Genomic DNA, 17,143 nt, shown 5'->3' on the forward strand with positions numbered 1-17,143 from the left:
TGTCCGAAAGGTGATCCGTGAGCGCAAGGCATGACGCGAAGGCGACGAAGTTTCGCCGTCAACCCGTCGCCCGTCACGGAGCGCTGACGTCGCCGCATCCGCTGCGCCAGGTCTTCACGATCCTCGCGGCGGTCCTCGCCGTCGCGCTGGTCAGCACGGTCGCCATCGGCGGGTTCTACGTGTGGGATGCCGCGCGCAGCCTCGACGAGAACGGTGTGGCGATCGGCGACGACGCCACCCTGCCGCCGCACATCGGCGAGATCGAGGGCGGCGTCAACATGCTCGTTGTCGGCACCGACTCGTGCGAGGGTCAGGACCTCAAGCTCTTCCCGCGCTGCGCGGACGACGACGGCGGCGAGCGCAACGACGTGACGATGCTCGTGCACATCAGCGACACGCCCCGCCGCGTGACCGTCGTCTCGTTCCCGCGCGACATGATCGTGCCCATCCCGTCGTGCACCTCGCCGGACGGCACGACGTCCGCCGCGATGAGCGCGCAGATGATCAACACCTCGTACAGTTACGGGGGCCTCGGCTGCTCGGTCGCGACCGTCGAGGAGTTGACGGGGATCGACATCCAGTTCGCCGCGGCGATTCGCTGGACGGGCGTCATCAACATGTCCGACGCGATCGGCGGTGTCGACGTCTGCCTCAGCGACGACATCAAGGACCGGCACACGGGTCTCGACCTCAAGAAGGGCAACCAGACGCTCGTGGGCGCCGAGGCGCTGCAGTTCCTCCGCATCCGCCACGGCATCGGCGACGGGTCCGACCTCGGCCGCATCTCGAACCAGCAGCAGTTCATGAGCTCGCTCGTGCGCAAGCTGCAGTCGGGCGAGGTGCTCTCGAACTACCCCGCGCTGCTGAACCTCGCCAATACGGCACTCCGTCAGGTGAACGAGAAGCAGCTGGTCCTCAGCGAGTCGCTCACCAACCCGCAGCGGATGGTGCAGATCGCGATGGCCGTCGCGGACGTCCCGTACAAGGACATCGTCTTCGTGCAGTACCCGACGTACTACGCCCCCGGTGGTGCCCGCGTGCTGCCGGTCACGTCGGCGGCCGACGTGCTCTTCACGGCTCTGGCCGAGAACAAGCCGATCCGCGTGACCGGTGCTGCGAGCGGCGGCAACGGCGTCGAGGTCGTCGGCGAGGCCGACGACCCGAACGCGACGCCCGATCCGACCGGATCCGCGACGCCCGACCCGAGCGGGACCCCCGGGGCCACGGCGACCCCGCCGGCGGGCGAGGAGGGCACCGTCGACCTGCCGGGCGAGATCACGGGCCAGTCGGCCAACGAGGTCACCTGCACCGTCGCGCAGCGCTGAGCCCCGGTTCGGTGAGGCGCCGCAGAGCGGTTATGCTTGCGTGGTGTATCCGCGCCGTCCGCGGCTGGATGCCTGGAGACGTCGCATAGTCAGGCCTAGTGCACCACCCTGCTAAGGTGGAGTCCCCGTAAGGGGACCGAGGGTTCAAATCCCTCCGTCTCCGCCAAAAAAAGTCCTGATCAGAGGCAATTTTCTTCCGCTTCTGCCACGAAATCTGCCATTTCTGCCACGTTTTCGATGTGGTTGGCGTTGAGCAATCTTGCGGTTCTGCGGGATTATGCTGAGCGTTCTGCTCACTGTGAGTTGCTCGGCGCATGGTTGCGGCTACTCAAGGGTGAGACCGAGCGCGCGATCCCTCCGTCTCCTCCCCGACTCGGCGTGCCCGCTCGGGCGCTCGCTTCCGCTCGCTGTGCTCGCGCCGTCGGCGGCTATCGTCGCGTTGTCCGCACCGGCACGTCGTGTCATCAGATCGGGTCGAGGTGGTGGATCGTGAACTCGAACGGGAGGAATGAGCAATACAGACGTGAGCACAGACAACGAGGTGATCGAACGTTCGGCGGATGAGCCGGGTGCGTTCGCGTTGCTCTTCGATCGACATGCGCCGGCGATCTACCGCTACGCGGCGCAGCGGCTGGGAGAGGGCAGCGCCGAGGACGTGATGTCGGAGACGTTCCTCGTCGCCTTCGAGAAGAGAGCAGCGTACGACCTCGCGATCGTCGATGCTCGCCCCTGGCTGTTCGGGATCGCCACCCGCTTGATGCATAAGCATGTGCGGCTGGAAGCGCGGGCATGGAAGGGCATGGTCGCGGATCTCGCGGCGCAGCTCTCGCCCGACATGATCGAACAGGCGGGCGCGCGGTTGGACGCGGCACGGCTCACGCGGCGCTTGGCTTCGGCGCTGCGTGGCCTGCCCGCGTCCGACCGCGACACCCTGCTGCTGTACGCCTGGGGCGACCTCGACTACGCGGGCATCGCACGCGCTCTCGACGTGCCGATCGGCACCGTCCGCTCACGCCTGAATCGTGCCCGCCGCATCCTGCGGACCGCGGCCGGCACCAACGATCCCGAACTGGAGAAGGAACATGGACGAGTTGACGCTGCTGCGCAACACGCGTAGCGAGACCGAACCGCCGGAGTCGACGTTGCACCGGGGCAGGGCGGCGCTCCTAGACGCAGCCTCCGGCTCCGCCCAGCCGCACATCGGCACGTCGCGCCGACCGAAACGCGCCCGACGCTTTGCGATCGGCGGACTCAGTACGGTCGGCGCCGCGGCACTGGTGGCGGGGCTCGTGCTGACGGACGTGGTCGGCCTCGCTGGCTGGCGTGGTGGGGCGGATGCCGCTGCCGCCGCCGTGCTCGACGAGGCGAGCGCCGCCGCGATCACCTCAGTCGATCCCGCGGTGCAGCCCGGCCAATATCTGAGGGTCAACACCAGGGGCGTACACCTCTCAAGCGGAGGTATCGGTGATGTTGTGGCGTCGTACCAGTACGCGTCCGATGACACTCTCTACCGCCCCGCAGATCCCTCCGATGACTGGGTGTGGGTCCGCGGTCCGCAATCCATCGCGGCGACATTCGGTCCGGAGTCCGAGCAGGTGGCGAACGCGTGGTGGGAAGCCGTGTCCTCCTCGTCAGGTTCATTCGAGGCTGGGGATCTTCTCCGGGCACCTGGGGGCGCGTTCTACGGGGGTGACGCCGGGGCGGGGTTTGCCGATCTGGACCAGCTTCCGCGTGACCCGTATCGACTGCTCAACTACATCTACCGTGTCACCCTCGGCTCCGGTCCCTCGCCCGACACCGAGGCTCTCGTGTACATGGCCGACCGTCTCCGTGCCGGGAACGTGCCCGCCGACCTGCGCGCCGCGATGTACAAGGCTGCGGCCTTGATCCCGGGCGTCACGTTCATCAGCGATCAAGCTACCCTTGACGGCCGCACGGGGGTCGCGATCGGCCGCGTCGAGGACGCGTGGGGCACCCGGGTGGACATCATCATCGACCCCGATACCGGCACGTTCATCGGCGATCGCGAGGTCCTCCTCCGCGACCAGGACGGCGTACCGGCGGGCACGGCGGTGCGCTGGACGAGCGTCACCTCCTCGGTCGTCGACGAGGCGCCCGAGGGCGGATCGGTGTGCGGGAAGATGACCGTCAACCCGGAGACCGGGCAATGCTGACCGGGACAACTGTCGGAGTCGAACCGACGAGTCTCATCCTCCCTCCGACGGAGTCGCTTGTGATTCCGCTCGACCTGCACCGACCTCATGCGATGAGCGACCAGCGCTGATTGCACCACATCGATTCCCCTCGCGACCCGTGAGGGGGATCGATGTGGTGAAGCGCGTGCCGACTATTGCTTCTTCTCGCCACGTGAGTACTTTGATGCCTTGTACTCCTCGAGAGCAGACTTGCTCGACCGGTACCGGCCGTCGCTCCCGATGATGGCTTCGAGGCGCCCGCGCGATGCGGCTTGCTTTAAGGCGACGAGGCTGAAATCGTCGTCGACGAGTGCCTCGAGAGGCACGTACTTGGCAGGGCCGGCGATGTTCGGGATGAGCCGATGGAGATTGTCGACGACGGAGCGGCTGATCACCTCTGCCAGAGGCCCGTCATCCCCTTGATCCGAGCGTTCGAGTGCGCGGAGGTACTTCCGTCGCTGTTCCTTGAGGATGATCGCGGGCGGCCACCCGAGCCGGATGAGTAGAAGGTTGAGCAGGAGTCTTCCGCTGCGTCCGTTGCCATCGATGAACGGGTGGACGCACTCGAACTCGCGATGCAGCCGGGCCAGCTCTTCCGGAACCGCGGCGATGGTGAGTGATCCATCGGTGATCTGTTCTTGCAAGTGATTTGCTCGATCGACCCACGCGGTGATCTCGGACGGGATGAGCGGGAAGGTCGGGGGCTTCATGCCGCCCGCAAATTCCTGGATCTCATGCTGCCGCCAATTGCCTGGCCCTTCGGTGTCATGCGCATCCGGGTGTGGCGCCACCTCCCACACCTTCGCCATGGCGAGAGCATGGACGCGCCGAACCTCGGTGACGGTGACCAGACCGTCGTGCGACCACTCATCCGGGGCGACGGCCTGCTGGTATACCCACCGGGCGGCTTCGGCGTATCCGAGGACCTCCATGTAATCCTTCAGCTCCTTCGCCCCCACAGCGCGCCCCTGTTCGAGCAGGGTCTCGACTTCGCGGAGGACGAGAGTGTTTCCCTCGATCGCTGTCGAGTGGTGAGCTTCAAGATGCCACAGATGATCCCACAGCGACTTGGCTTCGTAGGGCTTCGGCAGCCCGCCGTAGTTCGCCAGCTCATCGATTGCGGTCGCGAAACGCTTGTAGATCACTTCACGGCTCGGTCGTCCGCGTCCCGGCCGCCCACTCGTAGAATTTGTCATCACCGCTCCGCCCTAAATCAACATCGACAACTTAGCATGTTGTCATCGCTGACCACTGATTAATCAACAACGACAAACTCAAGTCCGTCAGGCGTCTGAACGCACAGGACCGGGTCTTCGTGAGGAGATAGCTTCCGCCCAGAATCCTCGACCGTTTTGAGACGCGGCGCGGAGCGGTCGAAGCCCTCGAAATGATCGTCGAGCCTGAATCGGCGTAGGCTGAAATCGCGTGCTGAAAGCGGCGCGCGGCCGTGGGATCGCTCCTCAATCGCTGCCACGTTTCTGCCACGAATGGAACCGAATCGACCTGATCGAAACGGACGCCGCCGGGGTCAGAACCCGCGGAATCACGCGGTTTCAGTTGACTTCGATTGCCATCGGCGCGATTTCAAATCCCTCCGTCTCCGCGGAAAATCCCAGATCAACGACGGTTTATTTCGCATCTGCCACGAAATCCGCCATTTCTGCCACGTTTGCGAAGCGTTCCGTTCTGGGCGCTCTGAGCTCGATCATGAGTTCCCGCTCATCAACCTGCTCGGTTGCGGCTGGACCGGGCGAAGGTTCAGTGCCGCTGCCCGCGAGACCGCGAGCGCATATCCCTCGATCTCCAGGGGCGGGGCCATGCGAAGGCCTCCGGTCCTCCACAGCGGCGGATTCGGGCGCGTTCTCCCCACGGCGTCGGATGCGGTGATCGTGGCTGCGCCTGCATCGGGATGCTGGCCGCATGGGAATCCGCTACTACGCCTATGCCTTCGATGCCGACCTTGCTCAGCAGGCGGTCGATGACCCGCACAGCATCCTCTCCAGCGACCCGCTCGCTGACGCGTGGGGCCTGGAGCCGCACGCGAGCGTGAGTGTCGCGACGTTCGAGCAGGTCTCACCGAAGCGCGACATGCTCTATCTCGACAAGGTATGGTCCGCATTGCAGTCCCTCACGCGCTCGGGGCCCGGAAGTCCCGCCGCCGGCTCGTGCTACCGGATGTTCGAGGGGAACGTGACGATGCACGACATGGGCTGGGACCCGTGGGTGAGGACGATCCTCCCGGAGGAGGTGCCAGCGATTCGGGACGACCTCTGTGCGATCGACGAGGACCAGGCGCGAACGTGGGCGCGCACTTGGCGAAGCCGGCACGGAGTCGACGACGACGACGAGCTCCGCTACGTCCTCGACTACCTCACGCGGGCACAGGAATTCGTCGAGGCGCTCGCGACAGACGGTCGCGGGATGGTCTACCTCATCGGGTGACTCAGCCCGAGCTATCCGCCGCCGCCGCGTCAACGGATGTCGGTGTGTTCCTTCAGAATGGACGCGTGCCCGCCGTCGCCCAGGTTCTCGAGCTCCTCCAGCTTGCGGAGCGCGATGCGGCGTGGAAGCTGCTTCGAGCCGACAGCGCACCCGTGGTCGCCGGTCTTCTCGGCACCCACCTGGGCGGAGACGAGCGCCGAGTCGACGCTGAGGAGCTGTACGAGCGGATCGATGCCGACCTCGAGCGGCTCCGTGCGCAGGGGCTGATCTTGCCGCTGACTGCGAAGGGGTACTGCGGGGAGTGGCGATCGGCCGGCTTCCTGGTGCGTCGGCCGTCATCGGAAGCGCGGGGTGAGACGCTCGAGCTTTCCCCGGATGCGATCGCCGGGATCCGCTTCTTGCAGGGGCGTGCCGCCCCGCGTTCGAGTGTGACCGAGTCTCGGCTTGCGAGTCTTGCGGCGCAGGTCCGTCGCCTCGCGATCGACACCGATCCTGACGTGTCAGCGCGCATCGCGCTACTCGAGGAAGAGATCGAGTCGATTGAGCGGCGGATCGAGAGCCTGCGTTCCGGTGACGAGTCCGCGATCGATGAAGACCGGGCGCTCGAGCGCGTTCGCGACGTGCTGGCGCAGGCGGCGGACGTGCCGGACGACTTTGCTCGGGTGCGTGCCGAGTTCGAGACGCTGAATGCGTCGCTGAGGGCGAAGATCGTCGAGTCCGATGTTTCTCAGGCGTCAGTCGTCGACGAAGTCTTCCGCGGAATCGACCACATCTCCGACTCGGATGCAGGCCGCAGTTTCGCTGCCTTCTCCCAGCTCGTGCTCGACCCTGCACTCGGTGCCGCATTCGAGGCCGACATCCGTCGCATCCTCGACCGCAGATTCGCTCGTGATCTCACCTCGGATGAGCGCCGGGCACTGCGCGCCTTCCTCGCAACGCTCAAGGGACGAAGCGCGGAGATCCACGATGTCATCACATTGTTCGCCCGGGCGCTCCGCCGCTACGTGCAGTCGCAGGACTACCAGCGCGACCGGGTCCTGCGGACTCTTCTGCGGGAGGCTCAGCACGCGGGGGTGGAAGCCGCCGCACACACGCGTCCGTGGCATCCGACGTTTCTCACGCTGGATCTCTCGGCCGTTGCGCTGTCGAGCGTCGGGGCGATCGACCTTCACGACCCCGCCGAATTCGCCGCCACCGAAGAGATCGTCACGCAGACGACATCCCTCGCGAGCCTCGAGGAGCTGCGGGCGATCGCTCGCGAAACCGAGATCGACTTCGACGAACTCACCCGGAACGTCAACGACCTGCTCGCCGAGGTGCCCTCGTGCACCGTCGCAGATGTCCTTGCTCGATACCCCGCGACGCAGGGGGTCGGCAGCGTGATCGGACTTCTCTCGATCGCCGCCGAGCAGGGCACCGTTGACGATGAGCCCGAGGTACTCGCTTGGCAGGGCGCCGACGGAGTCCCGCGTGCGGCGATTGTGGCCGCGCACCGATTCACAGGAGCGGTGGCATGACCGAGTCGACCACGGCGGATGTCGCCCCCGACGAGCACGGAGGCCTCTGGCGTGGCGACGCCGGCGAACTCCCTGATCGCACGAGGCGCGTCTTGCTGCGTCTGGTGCGTGGCCCGTATCTTTCCGGAGCGCGCGAGGCGCAGCTGTGGGCGGTGCTGCTCACCGACGAGGCTGTCCTCCGCTCCCGGCTCGCCGATTTGTTCCTCGAATTGGTTATCGATCGGGACAACGAGTTCGCCTTCGTCCGCAACGCTCCGTCCGAGGACGCCCCGAAGGCAGTGCGGTCTGAGGCGTTGACGTTCCTCGACACCGCAATGCTGCTTGTCTTGCGCCAGACGCTGCTGAGCGAGGAGGGTCGCGGTCGGGTGATCGTCGGGCAGGCGGAGGTGTTCGAGCAGCTCGCCGTGTTCCGCACCCCGGACCGTGATGAGAAGGACTTCGCGAGCCGCGTCAACTCGTCGTGGAACAAGATGCAGAACAAGCTCCGCGTGTTGCACGCCGTTGGCGATGACCGTGCCGAGATTTCGCCCGTGCTCCGACTGCTCGTCGATGCCGACCAGATTCGCGCGATCACATCGGAGTACCACCGGATCGCCCGAGAGGGCGGAGGAGAATCCGCTGCCCCGTCGACGGATGCCGAGGATGACACAGAATGACGATGCTGAGCTTCCCCACCGACGAGCCGGAGGTCGATCCGACCAGGCCCGGCCAGTGGCGACTCGCCCAAATCGAACTCGTCAACTGGGGCACGTTCGCCGGCCACGTCTCCGTGGATGTCGCGCGCGCCGGCCACCTGTTCACCGGCGCATCCGGATCGGGCAAGTCGTCGCTACTCGACGCGATTGCCGCCGTCCTCACCCCCGACAGGTGGCTGCGCCTCAACGCGGCGGCTCAGGATGGCGCTTCCCGGCAGAGCGATCGGACGCTGATGAGCTATGTGCGTGGCGCCTGGAGCAAGGAAGCTGACGAGACTGCCGATCGGGCCACCACGACCTACCTGCGCTCGAAGGCAACCTGGAGCGGCATCCTGCTGCGCTACGAGAATCTCCGCGATGAACCGGTCGTCCTGCTGCGGGTGTTCCACGCATCGGGCACGCGCACCGAACCGACCGCGTTGAAGGACGCACGGATCTTCACCCGCGGTCACGTGAAGCTTCTCGACGTGAAGCCGCACGTCGAAGGCGGAATTGACGCGCGTCGCATGTCGAAGGCCTTCCCCGACGCGCTGATCACCACCGGCGGGAGACACGGACGCTTTCACGAGCGGATCATCCGTCAGTTCGGCTTCCGCGGAGATGCGACGCTTCAGCTTCTCCACAAGACACAGTCAGCGAAGAACCTCGGCACCCTCGACGCGTTGTTCCGCGGGTTCATGCTCGACCAGCCAGGGACCTTCGCGCGGGCCGAGACCGCCGTTGAGCAGTTCACGGAGCTCGATGCCGCGCACAAGCACGTGGTCGACCTGAGGAAGCAGGCTGATGCGCTCCGCAAGGTCGACGAGGCGATCACCGCGTTCGACTTGGCGGGCGCTGAGATGGCGGCGATCTCCGATCTGCACGACGGGGTCGAGCCCTTCACAGCGGGACTCAAGTTGCGGCTCGCGAAGGAAGCTGCGGGCCCCGCACGCGCCGCGCTGGCGCGCGCCGAGAGCGACCTGAGTGACGCCGCGCGAGAGCAGCAGTTGGCGGCAGAGGCGCTGGAAACCGCGAAGGCGCGGGTCCGGGACGAGGGCGGCGCGCGCGTCGAGCTTCTGCAGGAGCGGATCGACAGTGCGCAGCGTGCCGAGGACGTCACTAGGCAATATCGAGCTCAGTTGACCGCAGAGCTGATGCGCATCGGCGCACCAACGCCCGAAGACCCCGAGCAGTTTGCGGAGCTCCTTGCCGCGGCCGTCACCGAGGTTGCGCGCGACATCCCCGCTGTGTCGTATGAGGTCCGTGACGCCGCGAGTCAGGCGCGTAAGGCGCTGGACGAAGTCACCAGGCAGATTCAGGCGCTGAGAGATCACCGGAGCAACCTCGACGAGAAGCTTCTGAGCGCACGACGATTCCTCGCGGACGCTGTCGGTGTGCCGGCATCGACATTCCCCTTTGCGGGCGAGCTGATCTCGGTTGCCGAGCAGCACTCCGCCTGGCGCGGCGCGGCAGAGCGAGTGCTCGCTCCGTTTGCGTCGACGCTCCTCGTGCGGGACGAACATCTTGTCGCCGCACGTCGGGCAGCCGACTCGCGGACACTCGGTGTCCGGCTCGTCATCGAAGCGGTCCCGCACGCCGTCGACGAGCCGCGTCGCCCCAAGGATGCCCGCTCGCTCGTTCATCGCCTCGCGGTGAGCGATGGGCCCTTCGCGTCCTACGTCCGCAAGCGCATGGCCTCCGAGTTCGACTACGCCTGCGTTTCGCACCCCGACGAGCTTGATGACGTCGAGCGTGGCGTCACGATCGGCGGCCTGGTCAAGCGCAACTCACGCAGGTATGAGAAGGACGACCGTCACGAGGTCGGTGATGCCACTCGATGGGTGCTGGGCGGCGACACCCACGCGCGGCTCGAGGCATTGCTTGAGCGTCGGCGGGACGCGATGGCGGCGATGGAGGAAGCATCCGCCCGCGACGCCGAGGCCGACTCGTTTCGTCAGGACGCGGTCAGTCGGCGCGACGTCTTCACACGCGTGTCGACGTTCAGCTGGGACCAAGTGGACCTCGCAACTGCGATGGCGGTCACCGCGGCCCAGCGCGACGATCTCCGGGTGCTCACCAGCGAGTCGGGGACTCTCCGCGAAGCACAGGAGGCCGCGGAGCGAGCGACCCGGCGACTGGACGAAACGAACGCGAAGCACGCACGAGCGCTCGGAGCCCACGCTGTCGCCCGCAGTCACGTCGAAAGCATCGCGGCACACGTCGCCGAACTCGAGGCCACCCCATATGCACCGGTCGAGGAGCGGATCGCCGACGCCCTCGAAGGCCGGTTCCGAGCCGAGCGACGCTCCGTGAGCCTGGAGACGGTGGACGAAGTCGCGCGAAAGGTGCAGTCGGCACTCTCGAAGGAGAAGGACGCCTCGGCCAGTCGCGCAGCGGATGCTGAGGCCAGCTTCGCCGGGCGCGCCGCCGAGTTTCGGCTCGGGTGGCCCGCTGCATCCGCAGAGCTGACTGCTGACATCCGCGACCGCTACGGCTACCGGGAACTGCGCGAAGGCATCATCGCCCGCGGCCTGCCCGAGAAGGAGTCCGAGTTCCGCAAGCTGTTGCGGGAACGATCGCAGGACGTCGTCGCACACTTGCTCAGCGACCTCCGCGACGCCCCGGGTCTCATCCGTGAGCGAATCCTCCCCGTCAACGCATCCCTGGGGCGGTCCCCGTTCGAGGGAGCGGACCGCTTCCTCGAGATCGATGTGAAGACGACGCGGACCCCGGAGGTCGACGAGTTCCTGACGGACCTCCGTCGCATCGTTGAAGGCAACTGGGCCGACGAGTCGGCCGCCGGTGCCGAGCAACGATTCGCCGTGCTGCAGCGCGTAATCGGTCGACTCGGATCTAAGGACCGCGTCGACATCGATTGGCGCAACCGGGTGCTCGACACGAGGCTTCACGTGAGCTTCCTCGCGCGGGAGAAGGACGTCGCCGGCCGCGTTGTGCGGGTGTATGACTCCGCAGAGGGCTTGTCGGGTGGTCAGCGACAGAAGCTCGTCATCTTCTGCCTCGCGGCAGCGCTGCGGTACCAGCTGACTGAAGAAGAGGACGAGGTTCCGAGGTTCGGGTCGATCGTGCTCGATGAGGCGTTCGACAAGGCTGACAGCCGATACACGCGCAACGCGATGGAGGTGTTCCGCGAGTTCGGATTCCACATGATCCTCGCGACACCGCAGAAGCTGCTGCAGACGCTCGAGCCGTACGTGGGTGCGATCACGTCGGTATCGAACCCCGACCGCGACGCCTCACGGCTGGCGAACGTGGTGTTCTCGGTCGGTGAACCTGAGGTCGCCACCCCGCCGCACGCGGAGTCGCGCGTGTGACCACGCTTGTCACACCGTCTGACCTGCGCGCGCGGGCGAAGAAGCTCTTCGACCGCGATGCACGCACCTGGGCCGCCGAGCAGCAGACCGATGTCGTGCTCGACGTTCCGCTACGCCCGCCGACGGAGCGGGAGGCGCTGGACGATCTCAATCTGGTTCGACGGTGGGTCGACGCCTGGCGCGGTGTGAGCGAGGATTCGGGTATCGAGCTCGAGTGGGTCGTCCGCCATTGGTCACGCATCGGGTCGCAGGAAGTCCCCATTCGCGCGGTGCTGCGCGGTTCGGATTCGATCGCTCGAGCGGCGGGCGAGGCGGAGGGTTGGCGACGTCTGATGGCGCGACTTGACGAGTTGAGGGACCTGGCCGGTTCCGACGCCAGCGGCGTGCTCCGCGCCCATGGCCGCGCGATCAGCGATCTCGATGGTGCCGATTTCGACAGGCTCGTCCATGTGCTGGCCTGGTTGCGCGAGAACCCGGAATCGGGCCACCTGGTGCGGGAACTGCCGATCCGCGGCATCCACACCAAATGGATCGAATCTCGCCGCGGACTCGTCGAGGCGTTGCATCGGGCGGGAACCGGAGCGCCCGGACTGGGCCTTCGCGAGCCGTCACCGCTCATACGGATCCGTGCTCTCGATCCGTCGCTCTCGTTCCAGGGGCTCACCGATGTGTCGGCGCCCGTCGACGACCTTGCGGCAAGCACGATCCGACCCGAGCGCGTGTTCGTGTTCGAGAACCTCGCCACCCTGCTCGCGATGCCGGATGTGCCCCGAGCTGTAGCAGTGCACGGTGGTGGTCACCGCGTCGATCTCGTCGCCCGCCTCCCGTGGGCGCAGACGGTCACCTACTGGGGCGATCTCGATTCGCACGGATTCGCCATACTCAACCGACTTCGAGCCAGGGGTGTGGACGCAACGTCGGCGTTGATGGATATGGATACTCTGTTCGCTCACCGTGATCTGTGGGGGACCGATCCGGATCCGAACGTCGGCGTGTTCGAGCTGCTCAAGCCTGATGAGCGCGCGACTCTTCAGTCGCTGAGCGCGGAGGGCAACATACGCCTCGAGCAGGAGCGCCTCCCGTGGAGTTACGCGCTCGAACGGCTCGGGGTGTCCTGACGAGGCATCTGGTCGTTGCCCCAGCGCGCTCCTATTGGCCTGTCAGCGACGCGTGCTACCGTAATCGCAACAAACGCAACCTCCTGCGTTTACGTGTATTGAGGTGATTTCCGTGTCTCGCGCTGCCGTCGTTGAAGAGACGTACCTTCCCAGCAGGGAAGTCGAGCTTGCCCCTGTGCTGGACTTCCTCACCGCCCATGAGGCCGCCGGCCGGGCTCTTCCCGAGCCGAGGTACTTCCTTGCGGGCGCGCGTCCAGGCGACCAGGTCGAGCTTCCGGAAGAGGTCTACCTCGCTCTCCGCAAGATCGTGGACGCGATGCAGAGCGGGCTTGCCGTGTCAGTTGTACCCCAGGCAACACGGCTCACCACCCAGCAGGCAGCGGATCTCCTGAACGTGAGCCGCCCGACCATTGTGAAGCTCCTCGACGAGGGTGAGATCCCATTCGAGAAGGCGGGAACGCACCGACGCATTCTCCTCGCGGATCTGCTCGAGTACCGAGAGCGCCGTCGGGAGCGTCAGTACGACATGCTCGCCGCCACGCGCGACGCCGTCGACGAAGACAACATCGAGCAGACGCTCGAGGACCTCAGAGCGGCGAGGAAGGCGGTCGCCGCAAGGCGGGCAGCCCGACTCTGACCTCGCAGACTGACAGGATGGGGTCGTGTTCACGGCGACCCTTGACACCAGCGTGCTGTGGCCGAGCCTGCAACGCGACTTCCTCCTTTCGCTCGCGGTCGAGGGCGCGTATCGACCGACCTGGAGCTCGGCGATCCTCGACGAACTCGAGTTCCACGAGGAAGTCAAGCTTGTGAAGCGGGGGATACCCGTAGCGGAGGCTGCCAGCCGCGCAGCAACCCTCATCGCCGCGATGCGGCGAGAGTTCGCCGACGCGGAGGTCGAAGGCTGGGAACCGCTCGAAGGTACCTTCGGGCTTCCCGATCCGAATGACGAGCACGTGGTCGCTACGGCCGTCATCGCGGGAGCCGGAGCGATCGTCACCGAGAACCTGAAGGACTTCCCTGCAGCCAAGATTCCGCCGGGCATCCAGGTGCTCAGCGCCAGGGAGTTCGCGAAGAACACTGTCGCGCTCAACCCCGGGCATGCGCTCGCCGCGGTGCGGGAGATCGCGAGTCGTTCCGGCCGCTACGGTGCAGCGCTCACCGTCGAGGAGATCCTGGACACGTTGCGCGACCGATACGGCATGATCGAAGCCGTCGAGATGATGGTCGAAGCTGCGTCCGCGTAGCCTCCAGTTCGCATGACTGAAGAGCGGGGTGCAGCCACCTGGTTTCGCGCCGAACACCCGCCACGTTTCTGCCACGAATCGAACCGCGCTGACCTAATCGAGGAGAACGTCTGTGACCTCAGAACACGCGGAATCATGCGGTTTCAGCTGGGTCCAGTTGCCATCGGCGCGATTTCAAATCCCTCCGTCTCCGCCACGAGAAGCCCCGGTTCGCCGGGGCTTCCGGCGTTTCGGATGCCGAGTGTTACGACCCGATTTGCACGGCCGCCGCGCACCCCGCATCGTCGGAGGATGAGCGCCCTGTCTCCGATCGGATCCCACCCGTTCGACCGGATCGATCGGTCGCGTTTCGATCGTCCCGAGAGCCGCAAGTGGAGCCTGCACCCGGGGTCCGTCGGCGCGTGGGTGGCCGAGATGGACTTCGGCATCGCGCCGCCGGTCTCGGAGGCGTTGCAGCGAGCGGTGACCGACGGCATCCTCGGCTATCTGTCCCCGCCGCTCGCGGCCGAACTCGGGCACGCGACGGCGGACTGGATGCGGACGGAATACGGGTGGCAGGTCGACCCCGAGCGGGTGCACCCGGTGTCGGACGTCATGGCCGCCCTCGGCGTCGCGATCACGGAGTACGCGCCGGCGGGGTCGGCGGTCATCGTGCCCACCCCCGCGTACATGCCCTTCCTCACCTACCTGCCGACCATCGGACACCCCGTCGTGGAGGTACCCGGAGTCGTGGTGGACGGCCGCTGGCAGCACGACCTCGACGGCATCGACGCGGCCTTCGCCGCCGGGGCGCGGACGCTCGTGCTGTGCAACCCGCACAACCCGACCGGCACCGTTCTGAACCGCGAGGAGTTGACCGCGCTCGCCGAGGTCGTCGAACGGCACGGCGGCCGGGTGTTCGCCGACGAGATCCATGCACCGCTGCGCTACGACGGCGCGCCCCACGTGCCGTACGCGTCGCTGTCCGAGGCGACGGCGGCCCACACGATCACCGGCACGAGCGCGTCGAAGGCGTGGAACCTCGCCGGGGTGAAGACCGCGCAGCTCATCACCTCGAACGACGCCGACCAGGCCGCGTACCGCCGCTTCGGATTCGCGGTGCAGCACGGCGCGGCGACCGTCGGCGTCGTCGCGGCGATCGCCGCCTACCGCGACGGGCGGCCGTGGCTCGACGATGTGATCGCGTACCTGGATGCCGAGCGGCACGAGCTCGAGCGAGTGCTCGCCGAGCACCTCCCCGGCGCGCGGTACACCCCGCCGCAGGCGACCTACATCGGGTGGATCGACGCGGCCGGCCTCGACCTGCCGACATCGCCGGCGACCTTCTTCCGCGAGGAGGCGGGAGTCGTCCTCACCGACGGCGCATTGCTCGGCCGTGGCTACGAGGACTTCGTCCGCATCGTGTTCGCGACGCCGCGCCCGGTCCTGCGCGAAGCCGTCCACGCGATGGGGGATGCCGCCCGCCGCGTCGCGGGCGCCTGATCACCGGCTCTCAGAGACCGGCGACCTGCTCCTCTTCGTCGGGCTCCGGCACGATGCGGAGTCCGCCGGGGGAGTTCGCGGTGGCCATGAGGCTCTCGATCCACGCGGGGTTCAGCGGACCGCTGGAACGGCTCTGGTAGCGAATGTCCCAACTGGTGGACACGCCCACCCAGCGCGAGACGCGGCCGCTTCCGAGGCTCGGGTCGACCGTCCACGTGAGGATGAACGGCTCGCGACGCCGCAGTTTCGTCACCATCACGACTTCGAGGTGAGCGAGGAGGCGGTCATCGAGCGTGACCGTCTCGGAGCCGAATGCCAAACGTCCCATCAGCGCAAGCTTACGCTGTAAGCATGCGGATCCGCCGAGAAAAGGGGAGGATCGGCGTGGAGGCTCCTCATGAGCAGACAGACCGATCGTGCGATGACGCCGCGACTGAGTCGCGCAGGTATCGTCGACGCGGCGCTCGAGCTGGTCGATCGCTCGGGTCCCGTAGGACTGTCGATGCGCGCCCTGGGCAATCACCTGGGTGTTGAAGCGATGTCGCTGTACCGCCACGTCCACGGCAAAGAGGACCTCCTCGAAGGCGTCGTCGACCTGCTGACGTCGGAGCTCACCGAGGTGATGGAGCGCGAGGCCAAGGAGCATTGGCAGACGTTCCTGCAGAACGTGGCCCACGCCGTGCGCGAGATCGCGATCACGCATCCGCTCGCCTTCCCCCTGATCGTGACCCGCCACCCCGCCGCGCCGTGGTTGCGCCCGCCGCTGCGCAGCATCGAGGCCGTCGACATCCTTCTGCGCGTCCTGCTGGCGCACGGGTTCTCCGACGAGCAGGCGGTCCGTGCCTATCGCGGCTTCAGCAGCTTCCTGCTCGGTCAGCTGCTCCTCGAGACCGCCGTCCGCGGTGCCGACGTCGGTGGGGTGGGGGCCGCGTCCGGGACGGGGGAGCCTTCCTTCTCGGGCGAGGACGACCTGGACGACGCGCCGCAGGTGCGCCGATTACGCCCCCTCCTGAGCGAGGACCACAGCAAGGAGGAGTTCGAGACCGCCCTTGAGGTCCTCCTCGACAGGCTCGAAGCCGAGCTGTCGCCGTAGCGCGCAGATCGTTTTCGCCGGGTGCATCCGCGGCGGTCCTTCGACGGGAATACACAGTGGCGCCCGACATGTCCGCCGGCACCATCGTCGACGTCGCCGTGAACGCCTCCGGCGGCGGCACCCCCGACGGCAACGCGTCCGGCTACGACATCCTGGTCCGGGCCCTCCGCGCGACCGGGCTCGACGAGACCCTCGCCGAGCCCGGGCTCGACCTACACCGTGTTCGCGCGGAACGATCGGGCCTTCCTGCGCCTCGTCACCGACCTGACCGGCACGGCGCCGGCGTCCGAGGCCGCCGCCCTCGAGGCGATCACGACCGCTCGGGGGGTGTCGTCGGCCACGCCTGGTCGCCCGACCTCGACACCTGGACCGCTCAGCCGCACCTCGGGGCGGTGTCGACGCGCTTCCCCCACCTCGAGGTCCTGCAGACGGTCCTGGTGGGGGAGGAGCACCTCACGTTGTTCTGCGCCACGCGCTCCGACGGCGTCGACGGCGTCTGGGCGATGCCGACGGGGCAGGTCCCGATCGACGCGCGCCCCGACGACGCCCGGCTGATCGCCGCCGCCCCCGCCTATGCGGGTCGGGTGGTCCGCGGTCGTGACGGTTCGCCGGTGCTCCTCGCCTTCACGCGGGATGCCGGGGGCGCCCCGCTCGGCATCAGCGACCCGATCGAGGTCGCGTCGCTCTGGCGCGACGCGGTGCGTCTGGGATGATGGCG

At 67.0% G+C, this 17,143-nt stretch carries 15 protein-coding genes and 1 tRNA gene; 14 read left to right on the forward strand and 2 right to left on the reverse strand.

Annotated features, from left to right (window positions below):
- Nucleotides 1-17: 17 nt before the first annotated feature.
- The 4 genes from ACPEH2_RS05495 (at nt 18) to ACPEH2_RS05510 (ending at nt 3,499) form a co-directional block, all read left to right on the forward strand.
- Nucleotides 18-1,325 (forward strand): LCP family protein, encoded by a 1,308-nt coding sequence (locus tag ACPEH2_RS05495; RefSeq protein ID WP_423718399.1) that lies wholly within the window; start codon nt 18-20, stop codon nt 1,323-1,325.
- A 74-nt stretch (nt 1,326-1,399) separates the two neighbouring features.
- Nucleotides 1,400-1,491: transfer RNA gene (locus ACPEH2_RS05500), tRNA-Ser, on the forward strand.
- 357 nt (nt 1,492-1,848) lie between these two features.
- Nucleotides 1,849-2,442 carry an RNA polymerase sigma factor gene (locus tag ACPEH2_RS05505; RefSeq protein ID WP_231477208.1) on the forward strand — a complete coding sequence of 198 codons (594 nt, stop codon included), beginning with the start codon at nt 1,849-1,851 and terminating at the stop codon, nt 2,440-2,442.
- Nucleotides 2,408-3,499, forward strand: a complete 1,092-nt coding sequence (locus ACPEH2_RS05510) for a CU044_5270 family protein (RefSeq protein WP_359920289.1) — start codon at nt 2,408-2,410, stop codon at nt 3,497-3,499. The genes ACPEH2_RS05505 and ACPEH2_RS05510 overlap by 35 nt, the downstream gene beginning before the upstream one ends.
- A gap of 173 nt (nt 3,500-3,672) precedes the next feature.
- Here the strand turns inward: ACPEH2_RS05510 and ACPEH2_RS05515 are convergent, their stop codons facing one another.
- Nucleotides 3,673-4,665, reverse strand: coding sequence for a Fic family protein (locus tag ACPEH2_RS05515; protein WP_239281567.1), 993 nt, complete (start codon nt 4,663-4,665; stop codon nt 3,673-3,675).
- 775 nt (nt 4,666-5,440) lie between these two features.
- On the opposite strand from ACPEH2_RS05515, the gene ACPEH2_RS05520 reads away from it, so the two are divergent.
- The 8 genes from ACPEH2_RS05520 (at nt 5,441) to ACPEH2_RS05555 (ending at nt 15,332) form a co-directional block, all read left to right on the forward strand.
- On the forward strand, nt 5,441-5,962 hold the full coding sequence (locus ACPEH2_RS05520) for a DUF1877 family protein (protein ID WP_423718400.1): 522 nt from the start codon (nt 5,441-5,443) through the stop codon (nt 5,960-5,962).
- Between the two features lie 65 nt (nt 5,963-6,027).
- Nucleotides 6,028-7,479, forward strand: a complete 1,452-nt coding sequence (locus ACPEH2_RS05525; protein ID WP_423718464.1) for a DUF3375 domain-containing protein — start codon at nt 6,028-6,030, stop codon at nt 7,477-7,479.
- A complete protein-coding gene (locus ACPEH2_RS05530) occupies nt 7,476-8,135 on the forward strand; it encodes a DUF4194 domain-containing protein (protein WP_053547123.1) in 660 nt (219 codons plus the stop codon). Before ACPEH2_RS05525 ends, ACPEH2_RS05530 begins: the two co-directional genes overlap by 4 nt.
- The gene (locus ACPEH2_RS05535) at nt 8,132-11,485 is read left to right on the forward strand and encodes an ATP-binding protein (RefSeq protein WP_359920293.1); all 3,354 of its coding nucleotides are present in this window, start codon (nt 8,132-8,134) and stop codon (nt 11,483-11,485) included. The genes ACPEH2_RS05530 and ACPEH2_RS05535 overlap by 4 nt, the downstream gene beginning before the upstream one ends.
- The gene (locus tag ACPEH2_RS05540; protein ID WP_359920296.1) at nt 11,482-12,603 is read left to right on the forward strand and encodes a DUF3322 domain-containing protein; all 1,122 of its coding nucleotides are present in this window, start codon (nt 11,482-11,484) and stop codon (nt 12,601-12,603) included. The genes ACPEH2_RS05535 and ACPEH2_RS05540 overlap by 4 nt, the downstream gene beginning before the upstream one ends.
- A 112-nt stretch (nt 12,604-12,715) precedes the next feature.
- Nucleotides 12,716-13,240, forward strand: coding sequence for a helix-turn-helix domain-containing protein (locus ACPEH2_RS05545; RefSeq protein WP_204964613.1), 525 nt, complete (start codon nt 12,716-12,718; stop codon nt 13,238-13,240).
- Between the two features lie 25 nt (nt 13,241-13,265).
- Complete coding sequence (locus tag ACPEH2_RS05550) at nt 13,266-13,850, forward strand: PIN domain-containing protein (protein ID WP_359920299.1); 585 nt, start codon at nt 13,266-13,268, stop codon at nt 13,848-13,850.
- Nucleotides 13,851-14,141: 291 nt separating this feature from the next.
- Nucleotides 14,142-15,332, forward strand: coding sequence for a MalY/PatB family protein (locus ACPEH2_RS05555; protein ID WP_359920302.1), 1,191 nt, complete (start codon nt 14,142-14,144; stop codon nt 15,330-15,332).
- 10 nt (nt 15,333-15,342) lie between these two features.
- Here ACPEH2_RS05555 and ACPEH2_RS05560 read toward each other — a convergent pair whose 3' ends face one another.
- Entirely contained in the window at nt 15,343-15,660 is a 318-nt protein-coding gene (locus tag ACPEH2_RS05560; protein ID WP_217529425.1) for a hypothetical protein, read from the reverse strand.
- A gap of 69 nt (nt 15,661-15,729) precedes the next feature.
- Here ACPEH2_RS05560 and ACPEH2_RS05565 point away from each other — a divergent pair, with 69 nt between their 5' ends.
- Together ACPEH2_RS05565 and ACPEH2_RS05570 are read left to right on the forward strand one after the other, a co-directional pair.
- Nucleotides 15,730-16,425, forward strand: coding sequence for a TetR/AcrR family transcriptional regulator C-terminal domain-containing protein (locus ACPEH2_RS05565; RefSeq protein ID WP_359920305.1), 696 nt, complete (start codon nt 15,730-15,732; stop codon nt 16,423-16,425).
- A 68-nt stretch (nt 16,426-16,493) separates the two neighbouring features.
- Nucleotides 16,494-17,138, forward strand: coding sequence for a hypothetical protein (locus ACPEH2_RS05570; RefSeq protein ID WP_254631846.1), 645 nt, complete (start codon nt 16,494-16,496; stop codon nt 17,136-17,138).
- Nucleotides 17,139-17,143 lie beyond the last annotated feature (5 nt).

This window comes from Microbacterium sp. NPDC064942 (assembly GCF_049545525.1).
Taxonomy (GTDB): Bacteria; Actinomycetota; Actinomycetes; order Actinomycetales; family Microbacteriaceae; genus Microbacterium; species Microbacterium gawkjiense.

Excerpts from the sequence above, each read along its gene's own strand:
- ACPEH2_RS05560 (WP_217529425.1), bottom strand. The coding sequence starts at position 15,660 with ATGGGACGTTTGGCATTCGGCTCCGAGACGGTCACGCTCGATGACCGC.
- ACPEH2_RS05520 (WP_423718400.1), top strand. The coding sequence starts at position 5,441 with ATGGGAATCCGCTACTACGCCTATGCCTTCGATGCCGACCTTGCTCAG.
- ACPEH2_RS05555 (WP_359920302.1), top strand. The coding sequence starts at position 14,142 with ATGAGCGCCCTGTCTCCGATCGGATCCCACCCGTTCGACCGGATCGAT.
- ACPEH2_RS05510 (WP_359920289.1), top strand. The coding sequence starts at position 2,408 with ATGGACGAGTTGACGCTGCTGCGCAACACGCGTAGCGAGACCGAACCG.
- ACPEH2_RS05535 (WP_359920293.1), top strand. The coding sequence starts at position 8,132 with ATGACGATGCTGAGCTTCCCCACCGACGAGCCGGAGGTCGATCCGACC.
- ACPEH2_RS05570 (WP_254631846.1), top strand. The coding sequence starts at position 16,494 with ATGTCCGCCGGCACCATCGTCGACGTCGCCGTGAACGCCTCCGGCGGC.
- ACPEH2_RS05565 (WP_359920305.1), top strand. The coding sequence starts at position 15,730 with ATGAGCAGACAGACCGATCGTGCGATGACGCCGCGACTGAGTCGCGCA.
- ACPEH2_RS05530 (WP_053547123.1), top strand. The coding sequence starts at position 7,476 with ATGACCGAGTCGACCACGGCGGATGTCGCCCCCGACGAGCACGGAGGC.